Origin of the sequence: Undibacterium sp. RTI2.2, assembly GCF_035018705.1 — a bacterium.
Taxonomy (GTDB): Bacteria; Pseudomonadota; Gammaproteobacteria; order Burkholderiales; family Burkholderiaceae_D; genus Undibacterium.
Genome location: NZ_JASJXN010000005.1, coordinates 114625 through 135682 on the forward strand (window position 1 = coordinate 114625; position 21058 = coordinate 135682).

Annotated in this window: 16 protein-coding genes; 7 read left to right on the forward strand and 9 right to left on the reverse strand. The window is 45.6% G+C overall.

Annotated features, from left to right (window positions below):
• The first annotated feature begins 2 nt into the window (after positions 1 to 2).
• The 3 genes from QN395_RS04545 to QN395_RS04555 all read left to right on the forward strand — a co-directional run bounded on the left by QN395_RS04545 (position 3) and on the right by QN395_RS04555 (position 2952).
• Positions 3 to 461 (forward strand): DoxX family protein, encoded by a 459-nt coding sequence (locus QN395_RS04545; RefSeq protein WP_322117899.1) that lies wholly within the window; start codon positions 3 to 5, stop codon positions 459 to 461.
• 885 nt (positions 462 to 1346) lie between these two features.
• Entirely contained in the window at positions 1347 to 2198 is an 852-nt protein-coding gene (locus QN395_RS04550; protein WP_322117898.1) for a PA4780 family RIO1-like protein kinase, read from the forward strand.
• Positions 2199 to 2280: 82 nt separating this feature from the next.
• Positions 2281 to 2952, forward strand: coding sequence for an SAM-dependent methyltransferase (locus tag QN395_RS04555; protein WP_322117897.1), 672 nt, complete (start codon positions 2281 to 2283; stop codon positions 2950 to 2952).
• Between the two features lie 464 nt (positions 2953 to 3416).
• Here the strand turns inward: QN395_RS04555 and QN395_RS04560 are convergent, their stop codons facing one another.
• Genes QN395_RS04560 through QN395_RS04570 form a run of 3 tightly spaced genes read right to left on the reverse strand, consistent with a single transcriptional unit; the run spans position 3417 to position 6154 of the window.
• The gene (locus QN395_RS04560) at positions 3417 to 4286 is read right to left on the reverse strand and encodes an ABC transporter permease (protein WP_322117896.1); all 870 of its coding nucleotides are present in this window, start codon (positions 4284 to 4286) and stop codon (positions 3417 to 3419) included.
• Positions 4287 to 4301: 15 nt separating this feature from the next.
• Positions 4302 to 5105, reverse strand: coding sequence for an ABC transporter ATP-binding protein (locus QN395_RS04565; protein WP_322117895.1), 804 nt, complete (start codon positions 5103 to 5105; stop codon positions 4302 to 4304).
• A gap of 41 nt (positions 5106 to 5146) precedes the next feature.
• A complete protein-coding gene (locus QN395_RS04570) occupies positions 5147 to 6154 on the reverse strand; it encodes an ABC transporter substrate-binding protein (RefSeq protein WP_323491781.1) in 1008 nt (335 codons plus the stop codon).
• A 299-nt stretch (positions 6155 to 6453) separates the two neighbouring features.
• On the opposite strand from QN395_RS04570, the gene QN395_RS04575 reads away from it, so the two are divergent.
• The 3 genes from QN395_RS04575 (at position 6454) to QN395_RS04585 (ending at position 10053) form a co-directional block, all read left to right on the forward strand.
• Positions 6454 to 7128: a response regulator gene (locus QN395_RS04575; protein ID WP_322117893.1), complete on the forward strand. Its 675-nt coding sequence runs from the start codon at positions 6454 to 6456 to the stop codon at positions 7126 to 7128.
• Positions 7112 to 8512 (forward strand): sensor histidine kinase, encoded by a 1401-nt coding sequence (locus QN395_RS04580; protein WP_322117892.1) that lies wholly within the window; start codon positions 7112 to 7114, stop codon positions 8510 to 8512. Before QN395_RS04575 ends, QN395_RS04580 begins: the two co-directional genes overlap by 17 nt.
• 437 nt (positions 8513 to 8949) lie before the next feature.
• Complete coding sequence (locus QN395_RS04585) at positions 8950 to 10053, forward strand: branched-chain amino acid aminotransferase (RefSeq protein WP_323491783.1); 1104 nt, start codon at positions 8950 to 8952, stop codon at positions 10051 to 10053.
• Between the two features lie 142 nt (positions 10054 to 10195).
• On the opposite strand, the gene ribA is transcribed toward QN395_RS04585, so the two are convergent.
• The 3 genes from ribA to pepN all read right to left on the reverse strand — a co-directional run bounded on the left by ribA (position 10196) and on the right by pepN (position 15262).
• Positions 10196 to 10882, reverse strand: coding sequence for a GTP cyclohydrolase II (gene ribA / locus QN395_RS04590; protein WP_322117890.1), 687 nt, complete (start codon positions 10880 to 10882; stop codon positions 10196 to 10198).
• Between the two features lie 535 nt (positions 10883 to 11417).
• Positions 11418 to 12419, reverse strand: a complete 1002-nt coding sequence (locus tag QN395_RS04595; RefSeq protein WP_322117889.1) for a class 1 fructose-bisphosphatase — start codon at positions 12417 to 12419, stop codon at positions 11418 to 11420.
• A gap of 158 nt (positions 12420 to 12577) precedes the next feature.
• Positions 12578 to 15262, reverse strand: coding sequence for an aminopeptidase N (pepN, locus tag QN395_RS04600; RefSeq protein WP_322117888.1), 2685 nt, complete (start codon positions 15260 to 15262; stop codon positions 12578 to 12580).
• A gap of 356 nt (positions 15263 to 15618) precedes the next feature.
• On the opposite strand from pepN, the gene QN395_RS04605 reads away from it, so the two are divergent.
• Entirely contained in the window at positions 15619 to 16293 is a 675-nt protein-coding gene (locus QN395_RS04605) for a DUF4136 domain-containing protein (protein WP_322117887.1), read from the forward strand.
• A 146-nt stretch (positions 16294 to 16439) separates the two neighbouring features.
• Here QN395_RS04605 and QN395_RS04610 read toward each other — a convergent pair whose 3' ends face one another.
• The 3 genes from QN395_RS04610 to QN395_RS04620 form a co-directional block, all read right to left on the reverse strand.
• Positions 16440 to 18704, reverse strand: coding sequence for a DUF1631 family protein (locus QN395_RS04610; RefSeq protein ID WP_322117886.1), 2265 nt, complete (start codon positions 18702 to 18704; stop codon positions 16440 to 16442).
• A gap of 183 nt (positions 18705 to 18887) precedes the next feature.
• The gene (locus tag QN395_RS04615) at positions 18888 to 19031 is read right to left on the reverse strand and encodes a hypothetical protein (protein ID WP_322117885.1); all 144 of its coding nucleotides are present in this window, start codon (positions 19029 to 19031) and stop codon (positions 18888 to 18890) included.
• 143 nt (positions 19032 to 19174) lie between these two features.
• Positions 19175 to 21010: a S41 family peptidase gene (locus QN395_RS04620; RefSeq protein WP_323491784.1), complete on the reverse strand. Its 1836-nt coding sequence runs from the start codon at positions 21008 to 21010 to the stop codon at positions 19175 to 19177.
• Between the last annotated feature and the right edge of the window lie 48 nt (positions 21011 to 21058).

The following is a 21058-nucleotide window of genomic DNA, read 5'->3' on the forward strand; positions in this document are numbered from 1 at the left end:
AAATGAACCAATTTTTGCGGCTGCATCAACTCAGCACCAGCATCGATCAACTAATACAAGAATGGGGCGGCGCATTGCTTAATCTTGGTTTGCGGATTTTTGTAGGCTGGCAATTTCTAAAATCTGGGATGGTAAAGATTCAGGACTGGGAGGCAACTTTATCCCTATTCCGCGAGGAATATCATGTTCCCGTCTTGCCGCCGGAGCTAGCCGCGATTACCGGCGCTGGTGGAGAATTGTTTTTCCCGATTTTGTTAATTACAGGCTTATTCTCCCGCCCTGCCGCTTTAGGATTATTTGCAGTCAATGCAATGGCAGTCGTATCGTATCCGCAGCTTTGGTCATTTGAGTGTCCGGCGGCCATCAATGATCATCTGTATTGGGGTTTGCTGCTGGCTGTATTAGCAGTATTTGGACCTGGAAAAATTGCGATAGATGACTGGATCAAATCTCGATATTAAATTAGAAGCGGATACTTTTCTAAAATAGAGATATTAATAGGACTGATGCAAAAACGTAAAGCTATTTACTACCATTCCCATGGAACTAGATGGCTGTACATAAAAAATTAAGACCTCTCAACATAGAGGCACAGGGCCACAGAGAAAGCCATGAGAACAGCGAAAACCTGTCTTTCTCTTCCTTTGTTGTTCCTCTGTTTCCGCGTGTCTGCATGCCTCTGTGATGAGGGGTTTTGATTTTTGCATAAGTGCTAAGAGAATTTCTAAAAACTATTTTTCTTGTTACTCCTGTGCAGGCGGGAGTCCAGAGACGTGCGTTAATTCAATAACGCCCTTTGGATACCTGCTAAAGCCATGCAGAACTAGAGTCATCAGCTCTGGTCATCATTTGTAATTTTTTGGAAATTCAAAAAGTACAAAGTCCAATGATAATGCGGCTTCTAACATAGAAACATGCCAGAAGCCGCATTATCTTTAGATATCCAAAATCAATAATCTTAAGGAAACATGATATTGGATAGTGGTGTAGACAACATCCAGCATCACTGACGCTTCATTGCCTCCTTCTTCACTTTCTTATCCGCTTTTTTTTCCTTCATGGTTTTTGCTGGTTCTTTTTTGACTGCTTTTTTACTGTCTTGTGCTTTGCTCATGATGTGCTCCTTGGTGAAACAGTACAACAGTACTGCGATAAACTGGATTATAGGTCGAATGGTGCGCAATGGTATGACTGGGACGCACAAATTGGTACTATCCGTTATCTATTCCGTTTTTACATACTGTTTGTCATAGCTAAATTTGGTGCTTATCTGATTTTTTCGCCCGGTTTGGCTACAGTGTCTGGAAATTGGAAGCACTCAGCCGAATTATTTATACTAATTACTTATGAAAATACCAAAAAGAATACAGCCACTTGTTGATGAAGGGTTAATCGATGATGTCTTGCGCCAGCTCATGAGCGGCAAAGAGGCCACGGTGTATGTCGTGCGTTGCGGTGAGGATATCCGTTGCGCCAAAGTATATAAAGAAGCGAATCAGCGTAGTTTTAAAAAAGCCGTCGCCTACCAGGAAGGTCGTACCGTCAAAAATAGCCGCCAGGCGCGGGCGATGGAAAAAGGCACCCGCTACGGCCGTAAGATGCAGGAAGAAGTCTGGCAAAGCGCCGAGGTCGATGCCTTATACCGTCTGGCCGCTGCCGGTGTGCGCGTCCCGACGCCGTATATCTGCTTTGAAGGCGTACTGCTGATGGATCTAGTGACAGATGCCACTGGCAACGCCGCACCGCGTTTAAATGATGTTGAACTGACCGAAGCGCTGGCACTGGACTATCACGCTCAATTGCTGCATCAGGTCGTCCTGATGTTATGTGCCGGCGTCATCCACGGCGATCTGTCTGAATACAATATTCTGGTGGATGACAAGGGTCCTGTCATCATTGACTTGCCGCAAGCGATTGATGCTGCAGGCAATACCAGTGCAGGCGCCATGCTGGAGCGCGATGTCGATAATTTGATGAACTTCTTCAGTCCCTTTGCGCCACAACTGGCAGGAACCAAATACGGCAAAGAAATCTGGCTGCTATATCAGGCAGGTTTGCTCACACCAGAAACCGTCTTGACTGGTCGCGTTGCAGTGGATAAACGTCCGGCCGATGTTGGCGCGGTGATGCGTGAGATTGAAATCGCGCGGATTGAACAAGCGGACGAAGAGCGGCGTTTATCGCAATACGATAATTAGGTCGGTCGAGCGGTAAAAACCTCGGCATCTAAAGCAACACTATTCATTTCTAACTATTTTTAAACAGATTTTAAGTTGACTCATGCTGACACTCACTATTAAACAAGGCAAAGAAAAAAGCCTGCTAGAACGACAGCCTTGGGTTTATCTATCTGCCGTGGCGCGGGTCGATGGCAAACCCGGAGAACGAAATAAATTAGGCGCGACAGTCCTGGTTCAATCGTCTTCCGGTCAATTTCTGGCACGTGCTGCCTACAACGCAAAATCACAAATCAGTGCCCGCGTCTGGACCTTTGACCAAAACGAATCCGTCGATCACGCCATGATTAAACGACGTGTTCAGACGGCTGTTCTCAAGCGTAAAGCGAATGTAAACAGCGCCAGCAAAAACGTAAGTCAGTCTATTTCTCTAGTATCCGGTGAAGAAGATGGTTTATCTGGTCTGGTGGTTGATTGGATTAAAGATGGTAGTACCAATGACGACAGCAAAGCAGTGAACGATTATCTGATCTGCCAATTTAATGCCGCTGGCGTCGATGCCTGGAAAGTCGCCATTGTCCAGGCACTGATGGCAGAAACTGGCTGCCCTAACGTGTACGAACGGGCAGACGAGTTAATGCGCAAAGGGGAAGGTTTGCCCGTCGTATTTGGCGCACTGGCAGGAGACGAACCACCGGATGAAATCTGGCTGATGGAAAAAGGCGTACGTATTTCAGTCGATATCAAAACGGGACAAAGAAATCAAAGTAGTTAAGCGCAGTAGTTAAGCGCAGTAGTTAAGCGCAATAGTTAAGCATTCCTGCAGCAATCGTGCTGATGAAAATTAGCACGACAGTTCTCTCACCCCGTTCCAACGCCTCACGCTGATAAGGCTCCGCCTATCCCATATTCCAGCATAGCCCGGAATCGAATATCAAGTCAGTGCAAACAGGCAAAGCGAGCAAAGCACAATCCTTAGCGCTGCCTGCATGGAAATGCATTTGCATTCTCACCACAGTTAAATTAAATACTCCTATATAGTATATTTTAATTGTCCAATGATTCATTGGACAATTAACTATTTTCAATAAAAATAATGGGGAGTATATTGATTTATACCGTATTCCACTTGTAGAAAACGAGCTAAGCCAGACACAGATATCGCCGACATCACGCAATATAACGAAAAAAAAGCCCGCGTCAGCGGGCCAATTGGAGTACATAAAACCTGCCTAACAATCACATACCCTGCTCAACAAACTGCACCGGACGCCATTTCAATAATCTGTTTTCAATCGCAGTCAGCAGATACTCGGCCGCCAAGGCGACCACCGCCAACACGATCATTGCTGCAAATACACCGGCTGCATTAAACGTCCCTTGCGCTGTGGCGATCAGCAAACCGATACCGTGTCGCGCACCCAAAAACTCACCGACCACGGCACCGACTAATGCAAAACCAAAGCTGACATGCAAGCTGGCTAAAATCCAAGTCAGTGCCGACGGAAACACGACCGAGAAAGTCACCTGACGTTTACTCGCCCCCAAAATATATGCGTTGGCAATCAGATTTTTATCCGCCTCACGCACGCCTTGGAACGCATTACCAAACACGACAAAAAATACCATCACAACCGCTAATGCAATCTTAGACCCCATGCCCAAACCAAACATGATGATAAAAATCGACCCCAACACCACACGCGGAATAGCATTAGCGACTTTGATATAGATACTCAACACATCCGCTGCCAATTTATTGCGGCCCAGAGCAATCCCGAAAAAAATACCCAGAAAACTACCAATCAAAAACCCCAGTACCGTTTCTTCCATCGTTACCAGCAATTCACGCCAGAGCGGACCTTGCGCCGTACCTTCTGTGATCCATGTCATCAGTTGCTCATAAATAGCCGTCGGTTGCGAGAAAAAGAAAGGATCAATTAAACCCGCTTTAACCGATAATTCCCACGCACCTAAAGTCACCACGGCCAGTGCGATTCGTAAAAAAATAACCAGACGGTGATGATTAACCCCTTTGGCAATCGCCTTGCGCTCTTCCTCACCGATTTCAGGCAGATTGAGCGACGTATTTAGGACAGTAGTATTCATATTTTTAATCCCGCTTTAAATTTGGACTTCATCTTTTAAATCCGTCCAGATTTGCTTTGACAGATGGATAAATTCTTCTGAGTAGCGTGCCGTAGAAACTTCCCGCGGACGTGCTAAAGGAATCTCGTAGCAGCTCTTGACAGAGCCGGGACCTTTAGACAACACCACCACACGATCTGCTAATGCAATCGCCTCCTCAATATCATGGGTCACAAACACGACGGAGGCTTTTTTCTCTGACCACAAGCCCAGTAATTCGTCCTGCATCAGTGCACGGGTCTGCACGTCTAATGCGGAGAATGGCTCGTCCATCAACAAGATTTTTGGCTCGTTAATAAACGTCTGCGCCAGTGCAACACGCTTACGCATACCGCCCGATAACTGATGCGGATAATGGTATTCAAAGCCCGCCAGACCGACTCTGCGCACCCACTCGCCCGCCATCTCTTTCGCCGTTTTTTTATCCTTACCGCGAAATATCGGACCAATCGCAATATTATCGATCACGTTTTTCCAGGGGAAAACTGCATCTGCCTGAAACACAAAACCAATGTCGGGATCAATCCCCGTCACCGGCTTACCAAATACTTTAACGCTACCTGAAGACGGCGGATTTAAACCCGTGATCATGCCTAGAGTAGTTGATTTGCCGCAGCCGGTAGGACCAACAATCGCGCAGAAATCACCTTCATTGACCGTCAAACTAAAATCTTTTAATGCAAGGGTTACTTTGCCAGCCGGACTGATAAATTTTCTGCTGACATTGGTCAACTCGATGGCTACATTCGTCGCCACATTCTTAGTTAGGCTCGTTGCCATACTGGTTGCCGTAGTCATCACCTCAATCACCGAATGTTCCATTATTTCGCCGCTTTCACAAACTCGCTGGTGAAGGTATTCGCCAGATTGATCGTCTTGCCTTGTACCGCTTTATCAAAACCATTCAATACCTTGAGTACGGTCGCGGGGCCGTTTTCCGGCATCACACCATCAGCGGTAAACATCTGCTTGCTGGCTTCCAGCGCATCGATGTACATCTGCTTATTGGATGCGTAATAATCCGCTGGCATTTTGTCTGCGATCTCTTTTGCGCTATGAGTTTTAATGTATTTCAAGGTCTTTACAAACGCGTTTGCTAGCTTTTGTACCTGATCTTTGTGCGTATTCACCCAGGCAGTGGGCATATACAGACAAGCTGCCGGATAAGTACCACCGAGCGCAGCTTCAGTTTCTTTCACCGTGCGCAAATCGACCAAAATGGTAGCCGCACCGGTGGATACCAGACGCGAAATTGTTGGCTCTGTGGTCATGCCCGCATCAATTTTATTTTGTGCCATTGCTGCAATAAAAGTTGAGCCTGCGCCCACTGGCAAGGTCGTAAATTCGCTATTCTTCACGCCTGCTTTAGCCGCCAGATATTGCGTCAAAAAATTGGTGGAAGAGCCAAGACCTGTGACGCCTAATGTCTTACCTTTAAAGTCTGCGGGGGATTTGATCTCTTTGGCAGCCGCCTTGGACACTAAAATTACTTCGCCCGGTGCCTGGCTAAACTGGACTACCGATTGCACTAATTTTCCACGCGCTTGCAAATCGATGGTGTGATCATAAAAACCTACTACACCTTGCGCTGCACCAGATAACATTTCTGTCTCTGCATTGACCCCGGCTGGCTCGCTCAGTAATTCAATCTCCAGACCGGTTTCTTTTAAATACCCTAACTGCTCTGCCAATTTAGCCGGCAAGTAGATTTGCTTCTCTATCCCACCGACCATAATCGTGATTTTGTCAGCCGCATGGACTTGCATGCTGGATACCAGCATCAGCATGGCTGCTATCGGTTTTAATGCGAGTTTTAATACTGCTTTCATGATTGTCTCCGTTATTTTTTTGAGTTGTATTACAAGATGACTCTCGATTTCTTTGAATCGTTTTTTATTGATCTATTGCCAGACCTGCGCTTTGGCCTCATCGCAAATAAGGTTTTACTCTAACTTTGTTATCGCTCAAGCCAAAAGCCAAAAAAATTATCGAGTCTGCTTTGATAGATTCATTCTACGTTGGCAAATGTAGATGATTTAAACCTTCAGTCAGCCTTCAATCTATCTGTTTGTGGAAAAAAAGAAACTCACTTGCCCGGTTATCGCCAAGATGGTTTAGCCTTATTCCCATGAAATTACTTTTAGTAGAAGATAACCGGGAGCTGTCGTCTTGGCTCACACGGCTATTAGCGCAGTCGGGTTATGCCGTTGAGCAAGCCTTCTCAGGCGAGGATGCGTTACACCTGCTGCTTACGCAAAGTTATGATGCCATCCTGTTAGATCTGACACTACCCGGAGTAAAAGGGCAAGCGGTCTTAAAGCAATTACGCAGCAAAGATAATCAAGTCCCGGTGCTCATCATCAGTGCGCTTGATACCTTGAGCGACATTATTGAAAATTTAAATTTAGGTGCCGACGATTATCTCGCCAAACCGTTTGACATCCAAGAATTAGAGGCACGTCTGCGGTCCTTACTGCGTCGCGCCAGTGGCAAGACGAATCCTGTCGTGGCATGTGGAGCACTAAGCTATGACAGTAACTCAAAAAAATTTAGTAGTCACGGTGAGGACATCAACCTGACGCCAAGAGAATATGCGGTTTTAGAAGCGCTGATACGACAATCCGGGAAAACCGTTTCTAAGAAAGAATTAGCCGATGGCTTGTTCACTCTGGACGATACCGTGTCACCAAAGGCACTAGAAATTTATATTCTTCGCCTACGTAAAAAAATTGAAGGCTCGGGTGCGCAGATTATTACCTTGCGTGGACTGGGATATATGTTGACCTATGTTGCCTCGACTTAAAAGTCTTAAAAGCCGGCTAGCTCTTTGGGTATTTTTGCCAACGGTGCTGATCTCGGCAATCGATTTGCTTGTGACCTATATCAATACAGATCAGGTTGCTACCTTGGTGCAAGAACAATTGCTTAAAGGTGCTGCAAAAATTATTTCAGAACAGATCTCGAAGGTCGATGGCGTGTATGAAATCAGTGTGCCGCCTGCTGCGGTAGAGCTGTTCGCCAGTAAATATCAAGACCGTGTCTTATATTCGGTACGGAATAACACCGGGGTACTGATCGCAGGTAACCCGGAGCTAAGCGTCTATAAAGCAACACTCACGACAGAGCAAGCTGCTTACTTTCTTAGCACCATCCGTGGCGAACCAGTCAGGGTAATTGCCTACTCCCATCAGTTGCCAAGCAGCGGCTCTAAGGACTACGTGATTACCCAAGTAGCGCAGACACTACGAGGTCATGATGCATTCAAATCTAATTTATTTTACTTAACAATGCGGGAGCATTTAATCCTGTTATCGATTGTGCTTATCGGGATGATGATTGCGTTTCGCTGGACACTCCGTCCGCTCATTGAGTTCGGTGAAAAATTATTATTACGTCAGCCAGGCTCGTTAGAAAAGCTGGATGAAAAAACCGCTCCCGCTGAAATCAGACCCGTGATTTTTGCCATGAACGACTATGTGGCGCGACTAGACAAGACACTGGCATCGTACGAGCAATTTGTCGCAAATACGGCACACCAGTTAAGAACCTCATTTGCCATCATCACATCGCAGATCAACTATGGTCATCGAAATAGTCATCTTGATCAGACCCAAAAAGAAGTATTGAACGCCATCCAAAAAACGATCTTGCAAGGCACAAAAGTCATCAATCAATTACTCGTTCTGGCGGCAGTAGAACAGAATCGACATGCAAACATCACTCGCAAATCGACACAACTTGCCGACCTGATTAAAAACGTGATGGAAGAATTGGCACCGCTAGCGCAACAAAAAAATATCGAGCTTGGGATTGACGTGCTTGATGACATTGCGATCGTCGATGCACCGCCCTATCTGCTGCGCGAACTGGTTTCCAACTTAATCGACAATGCCATACAGCATATGAAAACTGAAGGGACGATTACGGTATCACTCAGCCAGGTAGCAAACGAAGTTTTACTTAGTGTGATCGATAACGGTGTCGGTATCCCGCTAACAGAACAGCAAAAAGTCTTTGACCGCTTTTACCGTCTGGATGACAGTAAACCCAATAGCTCTGGTCTAGGGCTGGCGATTGTGAAAGAGATTGGTGATTCTTTAAACGCGACTATTGATTTAAAGACGCCGGACAATGGGATTGGTTTGCAAGTGGATGTGCGGTTTCCTAAAAGCGTATCTTCAGTTTGATGTTGTTGGAACAAAGCGAGGTTATACCAATCCACCGTCAATCAGCTTAGCCAGGTTAATTTAAATACTCTCACCCTGTATATATTAGGTGTCCATATAATCATTGGATAAAGTAGCATATTTGGTAAATTAACAGGGGAGTATATGAATATTCATACTTGGGGAGCTTCCTGAAAATTGTTCCGGCAAGACCTAACGACGAAGGCAACACAGCTAGGACGGTTCGCATCAGTCCCAAATTATCATTTTGGGATTACGATTGCCATCTGTGACGGTCTCCACCAAGTCTCCGCGTACTTGCGCTTAGTCGCCCCTGACAAGTCCGCGATCAACATCTTTAGCGCAAAACTTATCTTGATCGCAAAATAAGGCTAAAATTAATTCATCAGGACTTACGCAATATTTTGATTGTTTTCCCTACATTGACTTCTAAGATAATGATGATCACCTCCACACCGACTCTGTTAGTAACACCCTCTGATCACCCGCTGAGCGATGCACAACGTGCCGAACGCATGACGAACCCGAGTTTTGGCCGAATTTTTACGGATCATATGGTGGTCATTCCTTATCGTAACGGCGCTTGGCAACAAGGCGAATTAAAAGCCTACGGCCCTTTAAGCCTGGACCCTGCGGCATCTGCACTACATTACGGCCAGGCTATTTTTGAAGGCTTTAAAGCCTTCAGCCAGCCGGATGGTAGTGTCAAAACCTTCCGACCAGATGCTAACAGCGCGCGCTTCAACCGCAGCGCACAGCGGCTGGCAATGCCGGATTTGCCCGGTGATATATTCATGCAAGCAGCAGACGCTTTAATCACCATGGATAAGGCCTGGGTACCCAAAAATGTGGGAGAAAGTCTGTACCTGCGACCACTGATGTTTGCCACTGATCCGTTTTTGGGTGTGCGCCCTGCCAGCGAATATCTGTTCGTCTTATTTGCCTCCCCCGCCGGCGCCTACTTTCCTCAAGGCGTTAAACCGGTGACGGTGTGGATCAGCGAAGATTTTGTCCGTGCAGCACCCGGCGGCACTGGAGAGGCGAAGTGCGCAGGCAATTATGCCGCCAGCTTGGTAGCGCAAGCGCAAGCGCTGGAAAAAGGCTGCGACCAGGTGGTGTGGCTGGATGCAGTAAAGCGCGAATACATAGAAGAAATGGGTGGGATGAACCTATTCTTTGTCTACGAAGAAGCAGGGAAAACTCGCATCATTACGCCAGAACTCACCGGCACGCTGCTATCCGGCATCACCCGTCGTAGTTTGCTGGAAATGGCCAAAGACTTGGGTTACGAAACAGAAGAACGCAAGCTCACAGTACAACAATGGCGCGACGACATCGCATCAGGGCGGATGACAGAAGTATTCGCCTGCGGTACAGCCGCCGTCATCACACCAGTCGGCCATGTCAAAGCAAAGAATTTTGAGATGCAAATCAACCAAGGTGAAAACGGCAAAGTCACTATGGCATTGCGTGAAGCTCTGCTGGCGCTACAGCACGGTACCGCGGAAGATACGCATGGCTGGATGCATAGCGTTTGCTAATGTGAATTTATTGCAGACATCTAAAACTTACTTTTAGATGTCCAATACTATTGCGGCTTCTGGCATGTTTTCATGCCAGAAGCCGCAATAGTATTGGAGGTTCGTTTTTGAACGATTTATTTTTAACTACATAGCGAAATAATTACAACTCCGGCTGTATCAAATGTCCCAGCTTGGTAACCTTGGTACTCAAATAGCGATCATTGTGGGGATTGCGTTTGATCACTAGCGGGATATGCTCTGTGACCTTGACGTTTAATCCTTCCATCGCGGCGATTTTGCGTGGATTATTGGTCATCAGTTTTAGCGAGCTAATGCCCAGATGCTTGAGCATAGGATCGCACAGGCTGTAGTTACGTAAATCTGCAGCAAACCCAAGTTGTTGATTGGCTTCTACCGTGTCGGCACCCAAGTCTTGCAAATGATACGCACGTACTTTGTTTAGCAAGCCAATACCGCGTCCTTCCTGGCGCAGATACAGCAAAGCCCCGCGGCCTTCCTGGGCGATTTTTTGTAATGCTAGTTCCAGCTGCGGACCGCAATCGCAGCGCTGGCTAAATAAGGCGTCGCCGGTCAGACATTCTGAGTGAATGCGGGCTAATACAGGTTCACCGTTGGCGACATCACCCAGGGTCAGCGCAATATGCTCTTTGCCGGTGGCTGGCTCAAAAAAAGCATGCATCTGAAAAGTTGCCCAAGTCGTTGGCAAAATGCAGGAGGTAACATAATCCAAATCCTGACCTGAGCTACTGCTCGGGTTGCTGGTATTGCTGTCGTTAGATTTTGGATTACCTGCGAGCGTACTTGCAGGCGATGGGTGGCTGGACATAAAGGTTCTCGCGATTGATTCTTTTTAGGAGTCTTGATGACTCGTTACTTCTTATCTGTAAACCATGTCTAAAACGGGTTTAAACAAATATAAACATGTATAAAGCTTATCTAGCTGTTATCACCACAACAACTTACAGTGACAACGTGAAGAGCAGAGTATAAACGACGGTACCAATTTAGAGGCGAACCAAGCATCTTGGCGGGATTTACAGGCTATTTCTGGCTTGGTTACGCTTGATTGTGCTTGGTTGTGCTTGGTTGTATTTATTTAAATCGCAATTAATTTACATAAAAACAATAGTTCTTCGTAAAAAATTCTGCTTATCTAGCTTTGCAACTGCTTTGCTAGGTGATGCTATTGGTGATACTTTTGATGACGTCCTTTACCGATATAAGGCCAAAAAGTGTAATTCCAAGTCACAGAGCCGGATTCGGCGATAAAAGCAAAAGCCCACAATGAAGTGGGCTTTTTCTATCAACAGATCAGCTACGTCCTCAGCAGCGTTGGCTCGCAGTAACTACCTGTTATCAAACTATTCCTGATGATACCGAGTCACTAACTCAACTTCGTTTTTCGACCCCAGAAAAACGGGTACGCGTTGATGCAATTTCTCTGGCTGAATATCCAGCATACGCTGCTTGCCATCGGTGGATGCGCCACCCGCTTGTTCTACGATGAAGGACATAGGATTCGCTTCATACATCAAACGTAGCTTGCCTGGCTTGTCTGGTTCACGCGCATCAGCCGGGTACATGAAGACACCACCACGGTTAAGAATACGATGCACGTCAGCCACCATAGAAGCAATCCAGCGCATATTAAAATCTTTACCGCGTGGACCAGTGACGCCAGCCTGTAACTCATTAACATAGCGAGTCACTGGCGGCAACCAATGGCGCGCATTAGAGGCATTGATCGCATATTCTTTGGTATCGACGGGAATTTGCATGTTTTGTTGAGTCAGTACCCAAGAACCCATTTCCCTATCCAAGGTAAAGCAATTTACACCATTGCCAGTGGTGAGCACCAGCACAGTTTGCGGACCATATACCGCATAGCCCGCTGCAACTTGCTTATTACCGGCCTGCATAAAATCTTGCTCAGTCGGCTCTGCCATACCTTCTGGTGCCTTGAGCACGGAGAAAATCGTACCGATGGAAACATTGACATCAATATTGCTGGAGCCGTCGAGCGGGTCGAATAGCAACATGTATTCGCCTTTAGGATACCGGTTGGGAATTGGGTGGATACTTTCCATTTCCTCGGATGCCATCGCTGCCAGATGGCCGCCCCATTCATTGGCTTCCAGCAGAATTTCATTAGACAAAATATCTAATTTCTTTTGCACTTCGCCCTGAATATTTTCGCTACCTGCGGTACCTAAGACTTCGCCCAAGGCACCTTTGCCGACGGCATGACTAATGGTTTTGCAAGCGCGTGCGACGACTTCGATCAACAAGCGCAATTCTGCTGGAATCGAATTATTCAGGCGTTGTTCTTCGACCAGATATTGGGTCAGACTGACACGTTTCATGAGCTTCCTTTTTATGCTCTGCGTTGCTTACTATTAAAACGTATTACAACGCACAGGCAGTGATTCAACATAACAATTCAAAATTAGAGCGGCTAACTGTAACTGAGCTGCAACTGAGCTGCAACTCAACTACAGCTCAGCAGCAATTCAACAGAAACTTAAGAAGCAAGTGCTTTTGTCACCACTTCCAACACATCGCTAGATAATTTTTTAGTATCGGCAACACTTTGCAAAGCGGCCTTCATATGCACTTGCAAATTCTTAGGATATTTTTTCCAACGATCCATACTGCGCGCTAAACGTGCAGCAACTTGTGGGTTCATCTTGTTTAAAGTGATGACTAATTCTGCCCATAAAGCATAACCGCTGCCATCTGCCGCATGGAAGCGGGACGGATTAGCATTACAAAAACTAAACACCAAACTACGTGCACGATTTGGGTTACTCAGAGTAAAGGCTGGATACTTCATTAACTCGCGCACCTTTGCCACATCCGTGGTGCGTGCCGTGCCTTGCAACATAAACCACTTATCGATGACCAAAGCTTCTTTTTTGAAGTCTCTGAAGAACTTATTCAATGCCTGGGCAGCAGCTTTAGTATTTTTGGCAGAGCCAGAAAAATTCGTCAAGGCAGTCAACGCTGCAATTCTGTCTGTCATATTTTCGGCTTCATCAAACTGGGTTTTTGCCAGATCAAATGTACTGTCATCCGCCCACTCCAGCAGATAGGACAATGCCAGATTTTTTAGCGCCCGTTTAGCGGCAGACACTGCATCTGGACTGTATTTTCCTGGCGTCAAATTCTCTTCATAGGTCGTCAATAGATCGGCTTTGAGATGTTGTGTCAGAGTGCTACGGACGAATTTTCTGGCGATATGGATCGCTTGCGGATCGACCACCTTAAACTCTTCTGCGATCATTGCCTCGGATGGCAAGGTCAAGACCAGTTCACGGAAAGCCGGATCTAATGTTTTGTCATTTAAAGTGGACCGCAGCGCTTCGATAAACATGCTGTCCAGTTCTAAGACTTCCGCATTTTGTACTGCGTTTGTCAGCTTCACTAAGCGACGTATTGCCAGACGTTGGCCGGCTTCCCAACGATTAAACGGATCACTGTCATGTGCCAGCAAATGACCGAGTTGCTCATCGGTGTAATCAATCTCTAACATGACCGGTGCAGAGAAATTACGCAAAATTGATGGCGTAGGTTCTTGCGCAATGCCAGTGAACTTAAAGCTCTGGCTGGCTTGCGTCAGTTCCAGCACTAAAGTAGTTTTATCCGTGGCTGGCTGCCCCTCTACGTTTAATGGTAAATCTTTACCAGCCGCGTCCAGCAAACCGACTGCAACAGGAATATGGAAAGCCTGTTTTTTTGGCTGACCTGGCGTCGCCGGGCAAGACTGGCTCAGCTTAATTTCATAAGTTTTTGTATCGGCGTCAAAGCTCGTCACGACCTTGACGCGAGGCGTGCCAGACTGGCTGTACCAGCGTTCAAATTGCTTCAGATTGCGACCGGAAGAATCCGCCATCGCCGCACGGAAATCATCACACTCGACTGCTTGCCCATCATGGCGCTGGAAGTATAAATCCATGCCCTTACGGAATCCTTCATGACCGAGCAAGGTGTAATACATACGTACGACTTCCGACCCTTTTTCGTAAATCGTGACAGTATAAAAATTATTAATCTCAACAAAAGAATCTGGACGCACAGGATGCGCCATCGGACCTGCATCCTCAGAGAACTGGACTTGGCGTAACAAGCGCACATCTTCTATCCGTTTTACGGCGCGGCCAGTGGCAGTACCGACCAGATCAGCAGAGAATTCCTGGTCACGGAATACTGTCAGGCCTTCTTTTAGCGACAACTGAAACCAGTCGCGGCAAGTAACGCGATTACCGGTCCAGTTATGAAAATATTCGTGTCCGACGACCGATTCAATACCGGCATAATCCACGTCCGTTGCAACACGTGGATTCGCTAGTACATACTTGGTGTTGAAAATATTTAGACCCTTGTTTTCCATCGCACCCATATTAAAGTCACCAGTGGCAACGATCATAAAACGATCTAAATCCAACTCCAGGCCGAAACGTTCCTCATCCCAACGGATACTGTTTTTCAGCGAATCCATAGCATGTTGGGTTTTGTCGAGATTGCCGTTTTCTACCCACACTTGCAACAAGACTTTACGGCCAGATTTAAGTTTGTATTTTTCTTCCTGACACACTAATTTACCTGCAACCAGCGCGAATAAATAAGAAGGTTTTTTAAACGGATCTTCCCACTTGGCGTAATGACGGCCGTCACCCAGATCACCTTCTTCAATCAGATTGCCGTTGGAGAGCAAGACCGGAAATTTCTTTTTATCGGCGCGCAGCATGACGGTGTATTTCGCCATCACATCAGGACGATCCGGAAACCAGGTAATTTTGCGGAAACCTTCTGCCTCACATTGCGTGATGAAGTTTTGATTGGAGGTGTACAAGCCGGACAAGGAGGTATTTTTGACTGGCTTGATCAGCGTTTCAATTTCTAGCGTGACTTCGTCCGGCGCATTGGCGATACGTAGTGTTTCGCCTTCGATTTTGTACGCCGACTTTTTGAGGTTGACACCGTTCATGCGCAGTTGCAGCAATTTGAGTGACTCACCAAACAGCACGATATCTTTTTCGCTGCTATCGTGATTACGTCGCATCACCATTCTGGTGGCAACATGGGTAGCGTCAGGGTCGAGGTCGAAACCCATTTCGACCGTATCTACCCAATATCCTGGAGCGATGTAATCTTTGCGATAAATCGTCACTGGGGTAACTGCGGTATCGTTGTTGTCTGTGCGCATGTGATGGTGAGCCTTCTAAAAAGAATAGGTGCTGTGTCTTTAATCTATTTTGCAACTAGTTTAAAGACACAGCAAAGGCTACCATTTTACCAAGCTGCGCCGGAAGGCATGCAAGCTTTGATGATTACCGCAGAAAATTTGGGTAAGTGTGTGGATTTTTAGGGATATGGTTAAGCGAATCGTCGTTTAAGTCGAGTAAATCATCGTTAAGAGGTAACGTAGTTACAAAGAGAAACAGATAATAGATCGCAAACAGAACCAACTTAAAATTCTATCGACTAATATGTACAGACACCAACAGAGATACAAATCGAAGCAACACAGCAACAATGTAAAAGCAAAACAGGAGCACGATCATGAAAACAGGAAGAACCTCCCCCATCAGAAAATCTCTTTTGTTATTACTGGCGACGACTAGCTTGTTGTTAGCGGGCTGCGCAACCAGCGTAACGAGCAGAGTCAGTGTTTTTCAGGAATGGCCAGCCGATATTAAAGATAAAAGCTATGTCATCGAGCGCACAGAGCCGCAACAAAATAGTCCTGAGTACAACAGCTATGAGCAATTATTGCGTAACAAATTACAGACATTAGGCTTTGCAGAAGCTGGCAGCGAGGCGAATGCGGCGCTTAAAATCAGCATGCAATACGGCACTGGCTTAAGTGAAATCCAATTCTCCGCACCTTGGGATTTAGCTTTGTATGACCCATTCTGGGGTAGCCATTTCAGAAGAGGCCTTATCCCGAGAGCCTATTACTATCGCTACCCTTATTCTTATTCGCCATACTATTTTGGGCGCACCGATAGCATGCTGATGTCAGATCTGAGCGTGCGACGTTACTATTTGCATCAATTAGAAATTGGCATTGCCGACAAAGTCAGCGGCAAAAAGCTGTATGAAATCAAAGCCAGTACCGAGCAATTGAGCCCAGAAATTAATCTGCAAATGCCGTATTTGATTGATAGCGCTTTTATTGATTTCCCCGCCAAAACTGGCAGTACGATGGAGATAGAATTACCAATTATGAAGTAAATCAGAAAATATACTCCCCTCCCGTATTTTTAGATTGTCCAGGCGCTTACTGGACAATAAGGCATTTTCAATAAAAATAATGGGGAGTATATTATTGCTGACTAGCAGAATTGCAATCCTGTTGGCACCAACTAAACAGCTCAAGTTTAATTTGGAGGATCGCGCAACGCTTCGACCAGCGCTCTGTCAACCACAGAATCTGCTGAAATTAATAGCGCTTCTCCATTGCGGAATTTATTTGCCAGCTCTTCACTGGCGATAGAAAAAGCGTCATGCCCTTGACGATTAGTAAAAATATAGCGGGTACGTTTTGGGCTAACCCATGCTAGTTTGAATCTCGCAATAGAGCCATTGCTGCGGGTAAAGTCGATCCAGATGCCTCTCTCCAAACTCTCCAGCAATAATACCCATTCATCATCCGTTTGATCAATCTGGTCTTGCACATGACGATTGAGGCGGCGCTCACTCGCACGCTGAGCAATGTTCACCGCGATTTCTAATTGACGACGCGGTGAAAACTCCAGCGGGGCGCGGGCAATGGCAGCGTGCCGCTCGGCCAACTTAGAAAAGAAAATCACCCGATCTGGCTCATCCCATTTAATCGCATTTAACCAGGCATTGAGCAAGGTCAGCATCGATGGTAATTTGCTGACCAGGCTCTTACGTTCTTCGGCACTGTTCTTAGGCTTTAAGCTCCAGATCAGGTCGTCCATCGTTTTTAAGGCGTTTTCCAGAGCGTGCGGCTTTTGCTCTTTTACGCTGTGCGCAATGGTCAGAATACGTATCCATTGCTCTAGTAAAAAGGTTTCTAAGAAGCCGGCAACTTCACCTGTCTCTACCCGCAAAGACACGTCATGCTCTGCAAATTCGCGCGCCAGGCGCATTTTTTCTTGCTTGAGCGCGTTAGCAACGGGCTGCACTATCGCATCTTCTATCTTCTGTTCTTCATCTTTGAGGAAGGTTTCCAGATCAGAAACCACATCAGAAAACAAATCGATTTGCTGATCAAACTCTTGCTGCACGCGTTCGACGATGCCTTCTATCATTTGATATAAGGGATCCTCGCTATTACTCTCTGCATTCAACAAAATACTGGACTTGGCGAGAGTGTCGATCAAAACTCGCGCTGGATGCGTTTCTTTGAAAAAAAAATCTTTATCCATCAACGCAACCTTGAGCGTCGGTATCTGCAACTGCCCAATCAATCCTTTAATGTCACCTGGAATATTCGGATCATTAAAAACAAAATCAAAAATACGTGCCAATAGTTCTATCGTATTTTGATCAATGTGCGTCAGCTTACTATCGCTTGTCGCTTGCTGCGACAATTGGCGCAAAGCCGACGCATCTGGATTGCCGGTAGCAGACGCCAAATTATTATTTCTTTGTATGCTGGTCAGGTAGTCAAAAAAGTTACGGTCTATGGTGATTTTCTCGGCATGATTAACATTGCCTGCGGTATGTGTTTCTCTACCAGTCCACTCGAGAGAATGTTCTTTTCCTGCATGCTCAGATTGACCAGTTTGATTAGATTGACCAGCTTGGCCGGTTTGAGGAGTTTGGCCAGCTTGATGAGTTTGACCACTCTGCCCGGATGAACTGAACACAGCTTGATTATTTGATTGTGCAGAAAAAATATTCCTGAGTTTATTTTCTAAATAAGGATCACGGTCGGCAATATCATCAGAGCGGCTAAACTCACTTTTACGCTGATTCTTCCTAAATGATTCGCTGATATCAGGCAAAATTCCACGCGCGATTAAGGCCTCGTTCACCTCTTGCAATATCGGTGCGAGCTGCAAAAACAAATTAGGCTGCAACAGCCGTAATACCAGATGGTGTGATTCTGGTGTGGTGTCGAATTCCATCCAGGCTTGATATACCGCACGTACAAACAGCTCCGGCCGGAATGGATTCTGCGACACGTTGATTGGTGTCCGCCTTAAGACATGTCCAATACGGATATTCAATGCCACTAACTGCTCTGCATTGCTGACTTCTAAAGATTGGCACAAGTTTCGGATCAAGACTTTACTTTCCATCTCCTCAAAGGTGACCAGCGAGAAGTCTTGTTTTTCATCTTCTTTTTTGGACTTTTTGCGGGTATTAACAGTGCTAACTTCTTTGGCAAGCGCTGCATTAATTTGCCCACCGACCAAACGATAAAAGGTTGTGCTGTTTCTTTTTAAAAGCTGATAGGCATGAAAACTAGTAGTCGCCTCTTCCGGCCTGACCGTTTGATCAGAAATCTTAAACAAAGCCTCCGTTAACCGGGCACAAAATGCCTCTAATTGAGAAGAGACTCGATTAGTCGCAACCGGTACCAGACTTTGTAAAATCAATAGTCTGCTCGAGCTAGAAAATTCGCTCTTTTTGGTGGTGTTGCCAAGTCCGAGTGGGATAGTGTCCATTGTTTATTTAACTTATTTTATGAATCACACCATCAATTAAGCTTATAGGACTTACGAAAAATTGTCCGGTAACACGTAGCGACGAAGATACTACCTTACACAGCTAGGAGATACAACGTAGTTAGGCGCGGTTTTGCGTAAGTCCTAACTTAATCAAAAAATGATTTGCGCCAGCGTTATGCTTTATGAGTAATAAGCTTCTGTCGCAAACGTAATAAATACAATTAAGGCAACAGCCAAAAATAGTACGATCAATAACCGCCCAAACTTTGGTACGCCATCTACATTATTTGAGGCGACTGGTTCTTTTTGCTCTTGCTTGCTCATATTAATTTCGTCTCGGTTTTGTCTTGATTTTGTCTTAATTTTGAAATTGTCTCAAGTCATGAATGGTAACAGAGACCAATACCACTCCCTAGCGCAGACTCAGGAAATGAATTATTTTGCTTATTAATCAAACATATTGAAAATTAGTTTATCGCACTGGATGTTGATTTTTTAGAGAAAAAATGAAAACCTGCGCTATCACTAGCTTCTACCTTGTTAGCAGTCTGTTCTGAGTACGATTTTAACTGTAACACTGCCGTATCCAAAACAATATCGCGGCCTGAGCGAATGTCATTCACAGTTGGAATGATCTCAATATTTGGTTTTATTCCTACACCGACAAACTGTTTGCTATCTGGGTATGTGTCGCGTTTTACGCAAATTCGCGCATTACCGCCACCTGGCAGCTTAAAAAAATATGGCTGACCAGTACTACCGGCAGACGTTTCTCCAATAATTTTTCCGCGCTTCATGACGTCAAAAGCCACTAAAAAATCCTCTGCAGCAGAAAACGTTTGTGGCCCAGCGAGAACGACAACAGGTCCAGAATAAATCTGCGTATGTCGAAGTACAAAATTTCCACTTAAAGGTATTGGAGTCCAGGATATGATGTCACCACGTGCGCGATCAAGCCCAGTTTCCGATCTCTTTATACTTGTAGGATATGGGATTGATTCTTTGGTGAGGTAGCTTAAAATTTTTAGCCCCTCATTAGTAGAGCCCCCACCATTTCTCCGGACATCCAAGATCAATCCATTCGATTTTAAAATAATGGGAAGGGCTTTTATGAACGCCTGGACACCGTCATTATTTTCAAATTGCTCAAGGGCTAAGTACGCGATATTGTCCGACAATACTGCAAAACTAAAAATCTTCCTCTCCTCAATATCCGTATAACCAGTTCGGGCAACAATTTCCTCACGTATTTTTCCGTCAATCCCACGAATGGTAAATTTGACTGGAGTATCAGCATCTCCTGCCAAAAATTGGTAATAGTACTCACGAACAGCACGATCCTGTGGCGTTGAACTACTCACATAAGGCGCCACACGCGAGGCTACATATTGATGCACCTCTTGCCCATTAACTTTCAGTATTTCCTCGCCGACGGATAAATGGTGGCGTAATGTATTGCTTCTTATTTCAAGGATGATGACCTGATCGCCAATCTTGCTAGTCATCATTGGAGGGCGCGAGAAGAAAACTTCTGATAATTCGTCTGGTGGATAAATATTGGTGTGACTATCGTTCAACAGCGGAGCCAGACGCATCATGACCTGATAATAATCCTTGGTTGATTCTGCAGCGATGACCTGAGGAAGAAATTCCATATAAATCTTGTCCCAGCTCAGTTCAGGCAGTCGATTTATGTAGACAAAATCACGTCTCGCATTAGCCCAAAAGAGTGATAAACCAGCGATACGTTGTTCGACTGAAAGTGTGGTCTGAAAACCACTTCCAATCGGCGAGTTGCTGCCAATTGACTTGGGTATATCTTGAGTAGCAAGAAACTTTTGAAATCGAGAATCTGTTATAACTGGTTTATATATCTCATCCTTTTCAATTAGGGGACGAAGAAATGGTCCAATTACTTGGCCACTCATTGATTCCAATACCAATAGTGCGCGCTCTGTATTGCCTAACCTCATATACGCTCTGGCAAGGTCAGAGCGTATATCGTACAACAGCCCACCTAAGCGAGAGTAGTCTCCGTCAATCTTACTAAGGCTCTTGCCACTTAACACCACCTCTGCTTCTGCCAGCTCTTGGGCAAGTTGTTGAATCTTGGTGGCATCATTTGTTGAGATCAAACTGTCAGCTTGCTTGCGCAGAAGTTCAAACGCTGTCTTAGCTTTACCCAACTCGATGTCTGCTTGAACCAAATGATTCAATGGAGTCTCTGCACAGGCAATCGAAGTCAAATCAAAGTAAAAAAACATTGCTGCTATCACGGTTGAATAGATTATTTTTGGATTCATATCGAGATAAAAAGAATAAATACACCCAACATACTTGACTGAAGTATA